Here is a 13,897-nt window from a genome sequence, read left to right as displayed (position 1 = left end):
TCAACCGCCGGTTCTGCGGCGTGAGACGAAGCAAGTGGGTAACACGTCCAGACCGTTCTACAACAGTGAACAGTTTGGAAAAGTTGCCGCCACGGTAAATGTGGGGCAACCATCAAGTAACTTCGCCGCAATAAATGGGCTTCAGGCACGTTATCAGGCATACACCGCTGCCCTTGTGACGCTAACCGAAAGGATTCAGTTTCCGGACGTGAACGGCACGCTGAAGGAGCTTCCCGATTGGTAATGTGGAGAAATTTCGAGATGAGAAGAATCATCTTCGGTTGTCTTGTTACTTGCACGGTTGCCACGCAATCACTAAGCGCCATTGAAGAACAGAGCGTCGATCATAATCCCGCTGAACAAAAAGTGACGACGAGGGCCCATGTCGTTGGTTCGTGTCATTTCAGGATCGAAGATATGTTTGGAGGGGAGTTTAGAGTCTCACATTCCGATAAATCATTTCCACAAAGCGGATCATATTACCTTCCAATAACGGGGCCAAACGCGTTCTTGGCCGGCGGCTTTGGCATCTCCTGCATTGATTCAAGTGAAGAGAAAATAACCTCAGCCTTGGGTGCAAAATACGAGGATGGTCACTGGATGAGGTACGGGCCGGTTAATGGCCCTGAGTTTGTTCCGTACGAAAAGCAGGCAAGTGCTCGAACGATTTCGTTGAAGGGAAAGAACTGGACCGGAAGAGCCTACACCGAAGATGACACGACTGGTGACGAGCGGCGGCGGGCTCGCGTATTTCATTTCTGTTTGATCCACAATGACCATGCATTGTGCGGGTACACGGTGGTCGAATGGCTGTCGGATCGAAAGAAGCGGAACGATCTCGATCGAATTAAGGCGATTCTTGAATCTGTCGAGTTTGTTGAAACTTCGGCGCCGGATGGTGTCAGCGCTGCAGCGTTGCATGGTATAACCGCCCGTCCGGCCAATTTCAAGCCTGCTGAGTAATGCAATTCTTAAGGCGTGTAGTCCTGAGCCTTATACTTCTAGCTACATCAGCCGTTTGCGCGGCAGCAAGCAAGAACGTCGAGCCGGCGAGTCGATCGGTGCCTCGACTAGATTCGCGCATCAAGAAGCAGTGTGGCGTAACGTTCAGTGTACCAAGGGGAGTCACCGTCTTTCTTGTAGAGAAGACTTCAACTACCCCATCTGAGCGGTGTACCTTGGCTTTGCTACGAACAGATAGGCCCCATACTCCAGTTACCCGTGGGATTACGGAAGGGTGCTACGAAGACGCAGACCTTGTACTGGTCGTCAAGGCGGCACCTGCGACTGACAGCTTTGTCGAGTTCAATTTCGCTCCTGTTGGCGAACCCGGCGATCCTATCCGGTATGTTGGGCAACCGCTCACCGAAGCCGCAAAACGGATGGGGTATATGCCCGAGAAAGTAAGCGGCTTTAGCGTTACCAGCATAGACGACGCGGTTCAAATCCTCTTGCCCCGACCAGAATAAAGCCCGCTAGATCAACGTCTAGCGGGCTTTTCATTTTGGGCGACGTCCGTCGCCCGCCTACGGTTCCTGACCCGCCCGTAACAGCGTCAGCCTTGTCTTGCCATCCGGGGTGAAATGCGTGCCGAATCGTACGAGGCCGGCGCGGTGGAGGTGGCAGCTCATCGTGAAGCTGAGCAGCATGCCGGGCTCGGTGTCATCGATTGCGATGTCGATTGCTTTCAGGCGCGGTTCGTAGCGCAGTAGCGTGGTTTCGATCTCGCGTTGCAGCGTGTGCGCCGACGCGGGCAGGTGGCGGTAGATGCGCGACAGGTCGCCGAGTCCGTAGTCTGGCAGGTGGGCGAGGCTGCCGCGGCGGCTGTTGAGGATGCGCTGGATGTTGTCCTGCACGGACAGGAACGTCTGCGTGGCGGGGTCGAACGCGTCGACTGGCACGCCGTTCGCGAAGAAGCCCGTGACGGCTTCGAAGAGACCGGGTCCGCCGCGCATCAGTCTGCCTCCCGGGTGTCGTTGCAGCGGTCTTCGAACTGCACGCCGATGCCGTCTGCTTCCGCATACGACAGCGAGATCGAAGCCGGAAGCTGGCCGCTGCCCACGCGCGACAGCAGCTCGCGCGACAGCACCGGCAGCAGGCGTTGGTCCAGCAGGCTGTCGATATTGCGCGCGCCGGAGTCTGGTTGCAGGCAAGCCTGCACGAGCGCGTCGACCAGTGGATCGTCGAACTGGAGCGGCACGCCGAAGCGCTGCTGGATTCGTGTCGCGAGCTTTCCAAGCTTCATGCGCATGATGGTGGCCATCGCCGCTGCCGAAAGCGGACGGTAGACGATGGTCTGGAACCGTGCCAGCAACGCCGGCTGGAAGTGGGCGGCCAGTTTCGGGCGGATGGTGTCCAGCAGCAAGGTGAGGGCGGTTTCGTCGCAGGCGTCGGCGAGGGCATCGCTGGCGGCCATGATGGCGTCGCTGGCCAGATTCGACGTCATGAAGATGACCGTGTTACGGAAATCGATGACCCGGCCTTCGCCATCGCGCATGAAGCCGCGGTCGAACACCTGGTAGAACAGGTTGAGCACGTCGCGGTGGGCCTTCTCGACCTCGTCGAGCAGGACGACGCTGTACGGTCGCTGCCGCACCGCTTCCGTCAGAATCCCGCCCTGTCCGTATCCGACGTAGCCCGGCGGGGACCCCTTGAGCTGCGATACGGTATGCGCCTCCTGGTACTCGGACAGGTTGATCGTGATCAGGGACCGTTCTCCGCCGAACATCAGGTCGGCCACCGCGCGCGCCGTCTCGGTCTTGCCGACGCCCGACGGTCCGACCAGCAGGAACACGCCCAGCGGCGCCTCGGCTGGCTTCAGTCCCGCCTTGGCGGCGCGCAGGCTGTGGCCCAGCGTCGCCAGCGCGCCGTCCTGGCCGACCACGACATCGGCAAGGCGCGCTTCCAGTTCCAGCAACGTTGCGATCTCGTTCGACAGCAGGCTGTCCACCGGCACGCCGGTCCAGTCGGCGATGACCTGCGCGATCGCCATCTCGTCGACCTCGGCATGGATCAGTCCCGGCTGACCAGGCACCGACAACGTGGCGCGCGTGGCGGCGATGGCGGGTTCCAGGTCGCGCCGGATGGAATCGTCGTTGGCCGCCTGCCAGCGTTTGCGCAAGGTCAACAGGGTTTCGGTGGCATCCTTCTGGTCGGCGTAAGCCTGTTCGAGTCGCTGGTGTTCGGCGGCAAGGGCGGCAAGCCGATCCTCGATGCTGGCGAGCCGTTCCTTGTCATGGACGCCAATGGCTCCCTGGTCCTGCTGCAGGGCATGGCGTTCGACTTCCAGCGCCGCCCGTTCGGCCTCGCACATCTCGAAGGCGAGGGGCCTGGCCTCCTGGCTCATGCGAACACGGGCTGCCGCCGTGTCGAGCAGGTCGACAGCCTTGTCGGGCAACTGACGGCCGGTCAGGTATCGCCGAGACAACCGGACCGCCGCCGCGACCCCGGCATCGGTAATGTGGACGTTGTGATGCTGTGCGTAGCGATCCTTGATCCCGCGCAGCATCAGGCAGGCGTTCGCGTCGTCGGGCTCGTCGACCTTTACCATCTGGAAGCGCCGTTCCAGCGCTGCGTCGCGCTCGAAGTACTGCTTGTACTCGGACCATGTCGTGGCTGCAATCGTTCGTAGTTCGCCGCGTGCGAGGGCCGGCTTGAGCAGGTTGGCGGCATCGGCACCGCCGGCCTGGTTGCCCGCGCCGATCAGCGTGTGGGCCTCGTCGATGAACAGCAGGATGGGCTTGGGCGATTGCTGGACCGCCTCGATCACATGCTTCAGACGCTGCTCGAACTCGCCCTTGACGCCGGCGCCGGCCTGCAGCAGCCCGAGGTCCAGCGTCAGCACGCTGACGTCGCGGATCACGGCCGGGACGTCACCGTTGGCGATCTTCAGCGCCAGGCCCTCGACCAGCGCGGTCTTGCCCACGCCCGGTTCGCCGACCAGGATCGGATTGTTCTTGCGGCGGCGCGCCAGGATATCGATCATCTGCCGGATCTCGACATCGCGGCCGAGAACCGGGTCGATCTGGCCGTCGCGAGCCTTTTGGGTGATGTCGGTCGTAAACCTTTCGAGGGCGGCATTGTCGCCAGCGACCGGAGCCTCTGGCGAAGCTGACGCACGGGCGATGGCGTTCATGGCGTCGCTGGCGGCAGCGCCGGCGGTGTTTCGCCGACTCCGGGATGCGCGCCGGGTCGCGACCGGCGAGTCGTTTGTTTCGGATGAAGTCTTGTCCAGTTCCGGCAGCAGCCGCTCGATCTGCGCCGCCGAGATACTGAGCAGTGGCCAGGCGTCGGGGGCGCGGAGCAGGGCGGGTGTATCGGCCAGCGCCGCCAGCAGATGGGCGGAGCGGATCACGTCGCCGCCATCGCTCAACGACGCCTTGACCCATGCGGCCTCCAGCCATTGGCCAAGCCGGGCCGACAGCCCGGGCTTGCCCCGCAGCGCGTGCGGCAGCCGGTCGATGCTGCCCAGCAGCGCGTTCCAGATGCCATCGACGTCAAGCTCATAGCGTCGCAGGATGGCCAGGATGTCGCCGTCCCCGAGTTCCAGCAGCTTGATCAGCCAGTGTTCGACTTCGATATCCCGGTGCGCGCGTGTCTCGCATAGCCCGGCCGCGTCAGTCAGCGCGCGGGCGCAATGGTTGTTCAGGCGTCGCAGGTACGGCGAATAGTCTCGGGCGGTCATGGCGATTTGAGTTGGAGCAACCAGGCGTATCAGAAGCGCGCGGCCGGGGTGTCCCGGCCGCGGCGAGTGGAGGGCCGGCGCAGGGCGGCGGCCAGGCAAGGGTTACGAGCGCTCGTTCCAGCTATCGGCGTGGATGATGTTGCCGTCCTTGTACGACCACGTGATCTTCTCGTAGCGCAGCTCGACTTCTTCCAGGTGGTTGTGCTTCTCGTACGCCGGATTCTTGATGTCCAGCATCTTCGGCGTGACGCCGACCACCTTCACGTTGTCCAGCTTGGTGTTGAAGTACTCCTTCTCCTTGCCGGCGTCGTCGATCTTGTACCACTTGATCTCGATCGATTTCAGCGTCTGGCCGCTGGTGACCGCCTTGTACAGATAGGGCGTCGAGGCATCGGTCTCCTTGGTAAAGGTGATCGGCTTGTGCACCCGGGTGCCGGTCAGCTTGCCGGTGTTCGAGTCTGTCGGAATATTGACGGCATGGTCGAACGCCACGACCTCGACGCTGCCTTCGCGGCCCGAAACGGTGACCGAACCCTTGATGTCGGCACCGCCATCGTCCTTGATCCACATGTATGCGGGAATTGCCATGGACTAACTCCTTTCACTGGAATGAACAGGCCGGATGGCCCGAGGTTGCCTGAGCACCGCGACCTGTGTCGCGGCAATCTGGGACAAGCGTGATCTCGACGCGGCGATTGACGGCGCGCCCGGCGTCGGTAGTGTTCGAAGCTTTCGGGCGGGTGTCGCCATAGCCCTGGATCGCGAAGTGCGTGACGGGCAGTCCGGCCGCATCGGCCAGCCAGTTGCGTACCGACGTGGCGCGCGCCTCGGAGAGCTTCAGGTTGGTGGCGGCGTGTCCCGTCGAGTCGGTGTGTCCGGCCACCAGCACGCGCTTGTCCGGGTGGGCCTTGATCATGTCGAGAGCGGCGATCAGCACGCGGTTGGACCCTGGTTCAAGCACCGCACTGCCACTGCGGAACAGCGACAGGCTGTCCAGTTCGACTGTGGGTGGCGGCGGCGCGGGCGGCTGGTAGGAGGCAATCAGGCCATCCACCGGCTCGCGCAGCGCCTTGCCCCGGTAGAAACCCAGCCCGAGCCTTGGCGGCACTCCGTTGCGTTGATAGCGCTCCAGCTCGTCCCGGTCGCGCTTGAGGGCCAGCAGGGCATCGCGGCGGGCCGCATCGTTGGCGGGGTCCAGCGCTTGGAAACGCGCCATGTCGCCGGTCACACGCGCCACCAACTCCTGGTTGTGCCACGCGGAAGCTGCGGCGGCGGCGCAGAACGCCAGGGTCAGCCAGACGAAACCGTGGGCCAGCGCGTGGGGCAACACGCGCTGCACCGGTTGCAGGGCGAGGCCCCGGAGCAGCGGGTCGGGCAGGGGATAGGGCGGCCGCCGGCTTTCACGGGTAGCCGGTGTCAGGCCGGTGATGCTGGCGATGTACCGCGCATAGTCCGCGTCAGGCGCCGGAGCGCCTGCGATTGCCGTCACGCCGAACGCCGCAAGCGGCAGCGGTCGGCTGGCGTTCGCTCGGTGCGGATCGTCATGCCGCAACGTCGGCATCAGGACCGTATCGGCCCAACGCACCAGTGCATCAAGCCGCGCCGCGCGGTGCATGCGTCGCGGCCGATCGGCGGGCACGCTGATGCCAGCGTACTGGGATAGCCGGATCGCCAGCGTCTCGGCGATACCGCCGTCGACAGGTACATCGCCCGAGAAGCCGAACCAGGGGGAATCGTCCGGCGGGCCGTTAGCTTCCTCGGCGTAGACGGCTACGCACACGGGCAGGGAGTACCCAAGCGCGCGGCTGGCGGCGCCGACCGACGCCCGCCAGTTACGCAGCGACACCGTCAGCGTGGAGGCATCGCGTGCCGCGTCGGCTGCGACCAGGCAGGCCACGGCATCGGGCCCCTGCCCATTGCGCCAGCGCTTCAAGGCATCGGCGATGTGCGGCAGCCGACTCGGATCGTCCACGCGCACCCAGATCGCCGCGTCGGTGATCTTCACGAGTGCGTTGCCGAAGACAGACGACTGGACATCGCGCGTCATGCCGGCGGTGAGCACAAGCGGCGTGTTGCGGCGGATGTCGCCAGGCAGCGTCTCCAGCGAGGCGTCGATCGCGGTCAGCACGGCCTGCGCGGCACGACGGCGCGCGCGCTGGCGCCGGGTCGCGAGGGCGATGGCTGCGATGGCGAGCGTCACCGTCACGCCAGCGATCACCAAGTTCCAGGCGGTGCTCCATGGCGAACTCAGCGCCAGCCAGGCCAGCGCGAGCGTCGCTATCCAGCCAAACTGCGTGCGGTAGGGGTAGCCGGTCACGAATGCCTCAGCCGGCCAGTTGCGCGATCGAAGCTGTCAGCCATCGATCCAGCAGGAAATAGACGGCCCCCGCGCCGGCCAAGGCCAGGCCCACCCAAGCGATGGGGGGCATGTGGCGAACGCCGCGTGTCTTGCCGGCGGTGACGATAATGGGCCCTTCGTCCCAGCGAACGCCCGCCCGCACCAGACGTTCGTCGATGGCGCGCATCAGCGCCTCGCGGGCGCCGGCGCCTTCGAGCGCGAACTTGCCCTGGAAGCCAAGTCCCAGGACGGTGTGGAAGACCATCAGCAGCGGCACGACCGATTCAGGCTCGGCGAGCCGTCGCTCCATGCGCGCGATCAACTCCTCGCCGGCGTTATGGCTCTGGAACTCCTTGACCTGCAGCGGCTCGCGTTCCCACGCGCTACGGTGGGGCTCGTCCAGGTTGCGTAGCGCCACTTCGTCGAACAGCGCGCATTGTGCGTAGATTGCGTCCTGGACGACTGGCGGTGGGTGGCCGGCTGCGGTCAACTCCTCGCGCAGCCGGTTGACGTGCGTCAGGCAGGTCGCGCGAAACGATTCGAAGGTGTCATCCGGTCTGGCGGCATCGTTCAATTCGGTGACGGTCAGCGCGGTATCGCGTAGCGCCAGCGGGCAGGTCGGGACAAGGGTGGTCATGCGGGCAACACGGCGAAGAGTTCAAGCGAGACGTCCGGGATCGATGCCGGCACATAGAACTGGCAGGCCCGCGCGTCGAGCATCCGTCGGAAGGCAGGATGGGAGCCGTCCAGCGCGAAGTACTGGTTCTCCAGGCGAACCGGGATGGCGGCAGGCAAGCGGGACAAGGTGCGCAGCGGGATGCCCGGCAGCGCCGAATTGACAATCTGTTCCACCTCGTCCGGTGCACCGGCCTTGCACAGCCGTGGCAATTGCTCCAGCAACGCGTGCGCGGGCAAGCCGGACTGGACGGAGAGGTAATACTCGGCGCCTTCGACAAGCCGTTCGTCCTGGATCGTGCCGACCCAGATGGTCGGCCGCGCCTGCTCCAGCGCAACAGGCACGACGCGGGACGGGATCACCGTGTCGAGCAGTGTCCGGACCAGCGACTCAAGTTCGGCAAAGACGGGTTCCGGAGTGTGGTGATCGTAGGCCGGGATGGCTTGCAGCGTTTCTGTCGTAGAAAACGTAAGCAGCGCACCGGCCAGGCGGGCCAGCACGTGATAAAGGCGCTCCGGAGGCTGCTGGGGCGCTGCGCACAGCCGCGCCAGTTCGGGCCAGTGGCTGTTGACGCTGTGCAGGAGCCAGAACAGGGCGACGTCGGCCACTGCGAAGTCTGCGATCTGATCAGACCGTTCGCGCCGGCGTACCGCCAGGCTGCGGCTTTTCGCGGATAGGATTTCGGCCAGGCGCTGCATGCGCTCGGTAAGGCGGTCGCTGGCTGACAGGAAGAGACAGGGCGGCACGAACGTCGCGTCGAGCTCAAAGCGATGCTGCGGTGTGCGGACCAGTCGAAGAATCGGGCAGGTAACATAATCGCTGTGTGCCTCGAAATCAAAAAGCAGCGAGAGCGCATGGCGCTCGACGCTGATTTCCTCGTTGCCCTCGCCATGCAGATCAGCCACGGCAAGGTACTCGCGTACGAATCGGCGGGGCCGCGCGGGGCGTTCGCCGGCCTCGATGCAATTGCCGCCCTGCGCGTCCATCAGCGGCAGGCCGATCAGCACCGTCACGCTGTCCAGGTGGGCCGGCACATCGCCAAGATCGCGCGCCGCCGGCGTCCAGTCGGCCGTTTCCGTATCGACCAGGGTGCCGTCGGGCAGCCGCGCCGTCACTGCGGCAAGGACGAGACGATGGATCGACAGCGCCTGCGTATCGGGCACTACACGCACCACGCCCCAGGGATCGGGGCAAGCAATGCGGGCGCCAAGCTCGTCGGCGTGGCGTTCCCAAAGGGCCTGCTGCTGGAAGTGCTGCGGGGTCATGAAAATGCCCTGTGCCCACAGCGGTCTCGATACCTTCATGGTGATCCAAAGCCGCGCCGAAACGCGCGAAGTCATGGCGAACGCAAGGAGGGGGCACCGCGCGGGGCATTCTCACCCGCGCGGTGCCGATGAACCGGCGCCGCCTAGTTCTTGGCCTTGGGCATTTGGGATACCAGCGACAGGTTGATGTCCATCCCTTCGATCTGGAAGTGCGGCACGATGAAGAGCTTGACGCGGAAGAAGCCCGGGTTGTCGTCGATGTCCTCGACGATCACCTTCGCCTCGCGCAGCGGGTGCGAAGCCTGGAGTTCGTCGCCAGGATCGGTCATCTCGGTCACCAGCGTCTTGATCCAGGTGTTCAGCTCCAGCTCCAGCACGCGGCGGTCCTTCGTCGTACCGATGTTCTCGCGCTGGATCAACTTCAGGTAATGCGCGATGCGCGACAGCAGGAAGATGTACGGCAGGCGCGCATTCACGCGGCTGTTGGCCGTGGCTTCGCTGGTGTCGTATAGCGCCGGCTTCTGGGCCGAGTGAGCCGAGAAGAAGCACGCAAAATCGTGATTCTTGTAGTACGACAGCGGGATGAAGCCGAGATTGGCGAACTCGAACTCGCGCGTTTCCGGTATCAGCACCTCGGTCGGAATCTTGGCCTGGTTGCCCGTTCCCAGGTCGTAGAGGTGAATCGGCAGGTCTTCGACCAGGCCGCCGGCTTGCGGGCCGCGAATCTGGACGCACCAGCCGTTCTTGATGAAACTGCGCACCATGTTCGCGGCAAAGGCGAACGATGCGTTGGCCCACAGATAGCGCGTGTGGTCCGGCCCCTTCACCGCCTCGGTGTAGTTGAACGCTCGCACCGGCACGGTCTCGGGGCCGTACGGCAGCCGCGCCAGGAAGCGGGGCAGCGTCAGTCCGATATAGCGGGCATCGTCCGAGTCGCGGAAGCTCTTCCACTTCAGGTATTCGGCCCGGTCGAAGTAGTTGCCGATATCCCGGATGCTGGCCACTTCCTCCATCGAATCCTTGCCGAAGAATTTCGGCGATACGGAGCCGACGAACGGCATGTGGGCGGCGGCCGAGACCTTCGAGATATTGCGCAGCAGGGCGATGTCCTGCGGGCTGCGGTCGAACGCGTAGTTCGAGATGATGGAGCCGATCGGCTCCCCGCCGGGGGTGTCGTACTCCTGGATATAGGTGTGGAGGTACAGCCCGCTCTGAATGACCTCGGGCGTGTCGTCGAAGTCCTGGCGCAGGGCTTCCTTCGAAACATCGAGCACCTCGATCTTCACGTTCTTGCGGAAGTCCGTGCGGTCCACCAGGAACTTCAGGCCGCGCCACGCCGACTCGATTTCCTGGAACGTCTCATGGTGCATGATCGCATCGAGCTGGCGGCTGATCTGGTCGTCCAGGTGCGCGATGTGGAAGTCCAGCAGGCTCTTGTCGAGGCGGTCCACCTGTTGCGACGAATCCTGGATCATTTTCAGGAACACGCTCATCGCCTGGGTTACGCGCTCGTCGAGCGACGATTCCGCCAGGGCATCGGCACTCTGGAAGGACTCGACCGGCCGGGTGCTGGTGACCGGCGTCAGGTTGATCTTGGCGCAGAGCGACTCATAGACGCTCTGGGCCGGCGCATCCAGCACCACGGCGTCGGCTTGACCCTGGGCGGCACTCTGGGAGGACGAAGACATTTCGCGATTGGCCATTGCAGTTCACTCTTCCTGGACGAATTACTGGACGGACGGGGCGGATTCACCAATCTGTTGCAGATCGGCGCGCAGGCGCTCGGACAGCGCGGGATCCTTGAGGATCTTTTCCAGCTCCCGGCGGAACATGGCGTTATCAAGAAGATTCGATTTGAGGTCGCGCAGCAGATTGCGCGCGGCCATCAGCGCGCGGAGTTCCGGCACGCGGCTGGCCACCATTTCGGGCTTGAAGTCGTTCATCGACTTGAAGTCGAGGTCGACGGCGAGTTCCGTGCCATCGCCGGCCAGGGTGTTCTCGACGGCGATGCGCGCCTTCGGGTTGTAGTCGGAAAGCACAGCATTGAAGTTGTTCTTGTTCACGGAAACCTTCTCGCGTTCAGCCAGCGCCCGCGTGTCCTGCCCGTTGCTGTAGTCGCCCATGACCAGAAGCTTGAGCGGCAGCTCCACCTTCTTCTGCGCGCCGCCCGTATGCAGATCCAGCTTGATGTTGACGCGCGCCTTGGGCACTTCGTTCTGAAAGCTTTCCGACATATGCCTATTCCCATTTAAATAGTAATTCGACGATATTCACGTCGGATCTTGTCTCTGCAAGACGTCGACGCGGCGAAGCGTTTGGCTATTTATCAGCTTCTGTCGGCGGCCGTACATAGCCTTCGTCAGAATCTTTGCGTTCTTTTGATTTAAGTCGTTTATCCGAAATCTCAAAGTTTCCAGATGGGCGAAATCCGCGTAACGTGCGGCGCGCAGGCAATTGAGCGCAACGCGTGCGATGGGTGTCGCGGTGGCTGTCGCCCACTGGAAACGGAGCAAGGACGATGGCTGGTGTGGTCGATGGACTGAAGGCGTTGGGCGAAGGGCTGCGGCGGGCGACTGCCCATCAGTCGTACTTTCTTGAAGTGCTCGGCGCACCGAGCGCCGTGGCGCTGTCGGTGGTCTCTTTCGACGCGGTCGAGCGGCTCGGCGAGCCCTACACGGTGACGGTCCGCGTCACCCACCCGCTGCCGCTGGACCGCCACGAGTACCTGCGCAAGGACGCCACCTTCTCGATCGATCCCGGCGATGGCTCGCCGCCGCGCCAGTTTTCCGGCTGCATCTTCCGCTTCTCCAGAACCCGCCAGACCCGCGACTTCCACGCCTATGAGCTGGAAGTCCGCCCGAAGGTGGCGCTGCTGACGCTGACAAAGGCAAGCCGCGTCTACCAGCACCAGACCGCACCGCAGATCATCGAGTCGATCCTGCGCCGGCACGGGCTCGAAGGCAGCCAGTTCGCGTTCCGCACCCGGCGCGCCTATCCCGAGCACAAATTCCGACTCCAGTATCAGATGTCCGACTGGGACTACATCCGGCTGCTGATGGAGCAGGAGGGGCTGTACAGCTACTTCGTGCCCGGCAAGTTCGGGTCCCACTTCGGCGACGTGTTCCAGGTCTGCGACGACATTGACCACTACCTCTACCAGCCCGCCCTGCGCGTGCCGTACCGGGAAACGGCCGGCCTTGAGGCCGGGGTCGAGACCGTCTTCGATATCCAGACGCACGTGCGGACCGTGCCCGAATCGATCCGGGTGGCCGACTACAACCCGGAAAGCGCCTACGAACGCCTTGCTGCCGAGGCCAATGTCGCCCGCAAGGAGAAGGCCAACTACGGCCAGTCCTACCTCTATGGCACCCACCACCTGGATGCGGCCAGCGCCACCTGGGAGGCGCAGCTTCGGCACGAGGCGGCGCTGGCCGGGCAGATCGTCTACACGGGGCAGAGCAATGTCATCGAACTGTGTCCGGCACGGATCCTGCGGCTGGACATGGCGCTCGACGACGCGCCGAACGGGCAGGTCATCACCGAGGTCGTCCATTCCGGGGCGCGCGACGAGGCCTATCGCAATACCTTCAAGGCGATCCCGTCGGACCGGCGCTTCCGCCTGCCGATCGACGAAAGCCGGTGGCCGAGGATCGCCGGCACGCTGAGCGGCCGGGTGACTTCCCCGGGCGACTACCAGTACGCCTACCTGACGCAGCAGGGCCTGTACGTGGTGCGCCTGGACCTGGACTTCGACGACTGGCCCAAGGGCAGCGAAAGCGTGCCGCTGCGGCTGGCCAAGCCATTCGCGGGCGCGCGGCAGACCGGCTTCCACTTCCCGCTGATCGACGGCACCGAGGTCGCGGTGGCCTTCCGGGACGGCGATCCGAACAAGCCCTACATCGCTCACGCCCACCACCACAGCGAGCACGAGGACCTGATCACGAACCAGGACCGCTGGCTGTCGCGCAACGTCATCCGGACGCAGAGCAACAACAAGCTGCGATTCGAGGACTGGGAGGGTGAGGAAGGCGTCAAGCTGTCGACCGATTACGGCGGGAAAAGCCAGTTGAACCTGGGGTACCTGGTCGACGGACAGAGGAAGAAGCGCGGGGAAGGGTTCGAACTGCGGACGTCGGGGTGGGGGGCGATTCGGACAGGAAAAGGCCTGTACCTCACAGCCCACGACCAGAAAGGCGCTTCCGGACTGCAACTCGATATGCAGGAAACGATTGCCGAATTGGAGCGCGCGCTGAGTCTTGCGAAGTCCTTGGCCGCTGCTACCCGTGACGCCAACGGGGAGCCTGCAGATGTAGACGCCCAGCAGGGTGCTCATCGCGAACTTGAGCAGATGGCTGCGCCGGGGCTATTGGCCAGTGCACCGGCATCCGTTGGTGTCGTGTCCGGGCGCAATATTCAGTTGGCTGCCGGAGGCGGCTTCACCACCGTGGCCGGTGATAGCACCGACATCAATGCTCGGCGGTCCATCACCATGGCGGCGGGTCACCTGATTTCGCTCTGCGCGCACAAGCTGGGAATCAAGTTGTTTGCGGCGAAGGGCAAGGTCGAGATCCAGGCGCAGAGCGCCGGCATGGACCTTTACGCGGACAGGCGATTGGATATCGCAAGCGTGAAGGAAGAGGTTTGCATTACCGGGAAAACGAAAACTGTAGTGGCGAGCGGGGGAGCCTGCATAACGATCGAGAACGGGAGCGTCGAAATAACTTGTCCAGGTGACTTCCGGGTCAAGGCTGCGTCGTTCGCCTTCGAAGGCCCAGCTAACGTCGCCACACCCCTGCCGATTCTTCCCGAGTCCGACCTCCAGGAAGTCGGACACTATCCCCTGACTCGCTGAACCAATGATAATCAGCCCGCCGTTCCTACCCAGCGAAGGCAGGAGTTCTGCCAAGCCTTCCGAAGTTGACCCGATGATGGCT

At 63.7% G+C, this 13,897-nt stretch carries 10 protein-coding genes; 2 read left to right on the top strand and 8 right to left on the bottom strand.

The features are described 5' to 3' along the window. The first annotated feature begins 261 nt into the window (after positions 1-261). On the top strand, positions 262-963 hold the full coding sequence (locus QTN24_RS22030) for a hypothetical protein (RefSeq protein WP_313839823.1): 702 nt from the start codon (positions 262-264) through the stop codon (positions 961-963). A 563-nt stretch (positions 964-1,526) separates the two neighbouring features. On the opposite strand, the gene tssE is transcribed toward QTN24_RS22030, so the two are convergent. The 8 genes from tssE to tssB form a co-directional block, all read right to left on the bottom strand. Continuing rightward, on the bottom strand, positions 1,527-1,955 hold the full coding sequence (tssE, locus tag QTN24_RS22025; RefSeq protein ID WP_172966063.1) for a type VI secretion system baseplate subunit TssE: 429 nt from the start codon (positions 1,953-1,955) through the stop codon (positions 1,527-1,529). Then, positions 1,955-4,684 (bottom strand): type VI secretion system ATPase TssH, encoded by a 2,730-nt coding sequence (gene tssH / locus QTN24_RS22020; RefSeq protein ID WP_313839820.1) that lies wholly within the window; start codon positions 4,682-4,684, stop codon positions 1,955-1,957. The genes tssE and tssH overlap by 1 nt, the downstream gene beginning before the upstream one ends. Positions 4,685-4,786: 102 nt before the next feature. Then, a complete protein-coding gene (locus QTN24_RS22015) occupies positions 4,787-5,272 on the bottom strand; it encodes an Hcp family type VI secretion system effector (RefSeq protein ID WP_124684516.1) in 486 nt (161 codons plus the stop codon). A gap of 13 nt (positions 5,273-5,285) precedes the next feature. Continuing rightward, on the bottom strand, positions 5,286-7,001 hold the full coding sequence (locus QTN24_RS22010; protein WP_313839818.1) for an OmpA family protein: 1,716 nt from the start codon (positions 6,999-7,001) through the stop codon (positions 5,286-5,288). Positions 7,002-7,008: 7 nt separating this feature from the next. Next, entirely contained in the window at positions 7,009-7,659 is a 651-nt protein-coding gene (locus QTN24_RS22005) for a DotU/TssL family secretion system protein (RefSeq protein WP_313839816.1), read from the bottom strand. Further along, positions 7,656-9,002 carry a type VI secretion system baseplate subunit TssK gene (gene tssK / locus QTN24_RS22000; RefSeq protein ID WP_313839938.1) on the bottom strand — a complete coding sequence of 449 codons (1,347 nt, stop codon included), beginning with the start codon at positions 9,000-9,002 and terminating at the stop codon, positions 7,656-7,658. Before tssK ends, QTN24_RS22005 begins: the two co-directional genes overlap by 4 nt. A 104-nt stretch (positions 9,003-9,106) precedes the next feature. After that, positions 9,107-10,666, bottom strand: a complete 1,560-nt coding sequence (tssC, locus tag QTN24_RS21995) for a type VI secretion system contractile sheath large subunit (protein WP_124684513.1) — start codon at positions 10,664-10,666, stop codon at positions 9,107-9,109. Positions 10,667-10,690: 24 nt separating this feature from the next. Then, positions 10,691-11,197 (bottom strand): type VI secretion system contractile sheath small subunit, encoded by a 507-nt coding sequence (gene tssB / locus QTN24_RS21990; RefSeq protein WP_313839813.1) that lies wholly within the window; start codon positions 11,195-11,197, stop codon positions 10,691-10,693. A gap of 284 nt (positions 11,198-11,481) precedes the next feature. On the opposite strand from tssB, the gene QTN24_RS21985 reads away from it, so the two are divergent. Beyond that, positions 11,482-13,815 (top strand): type VI secretion system tip protein VgrG, encoded by a 2,334-nt coding sequence (locus QTN24_RS21985; RefSeq protein ID WP_313839812.1) that lies wholly within the window; start codon positions 11,482-11,484, stop codon positions 13,813-13,815. Positions 13,816-13,897 lie beyond the last annotated feature (82 nt).

Origin of the sequence: Cupriavidus sp. SZY C1 (genome assembly GCF_032190535.1) — a bacterium.
GTDB lineage: Bacteria > Pseudomonadota > Gammaproteobacteria > Burkholderiales > Burkholderiaceae > Cupriavidus > Cupriavidus pauculus_C.
The sequence above is the reverse complement of the archived record's forward strand: the minus strand, read 5'-3'. Positions and strand labels throughout refer to the sequence as shown.

Bases quoted from the DNA above. Each gene is read 5' to 3' on its own strand.
- QTN24_RS22030 (WP_313839823.1), top strand. From the start codon at position 262: ATGAGAAGAATCATCTTCGGTTGTCTTGTTACTTGCACGGTTGCCACG.
- tssE (WP_172966063.1), bottom strand. From the start codon at position 1,955: ATGCGCGGCGGACCCGGTCTCTTCGAAGCCGTCACGGGCTTCTTCGCG.
- tssH (WP_313839820.1), bottom strand. From the start codon at position 4,684: ATGACCGCCCGAGACTATTCGCCGTACCTGCGACGCCTGAACAACCAT.
- QTN24_RS22015 (WP_124684516.1), bottom strand. From the start codon at position 5,272: ATGGCAATTCCCGCATACATGTGGATCAAGGACGATGGCGGTGCCGAC.
- QTN24_RS22005 (WP_313839816.1), bottom strand. From the start codon at position 7,659: ATGACCACCCTTGTCCCGACCTGCCCGCTGGCGCTACGCGATACCGCG.
- tssK (WP_313839938.1), bottom strand. From the start codon at position 9,002: ATGAAGGTATCGAGACCGCTGTGGGCACAGGGCATTTTCATGACCCCG.
- tssC (WP_124684513.1), bottom strand. From the start codon at position 10,666: ATGGCCAATCGCGAAATGTCTTCGTCCTCCCAGAGTGCCGCCCAGGGT.
- tssB (WP_313839813.1), bottom strand. From the start codon at position 11,197: ATGTCGGAAAGCTTTCAGAACGAAGTGCCCAAGGCGCGCGTCAACATC.
- QTN24_RS21985 (WP_313839812.1), top strand. From the start codon at position 11,482: ATGGCTGGTGTGGTCGATGGACTGAAGGCGTTGGGCGAAGGGCTGCGG.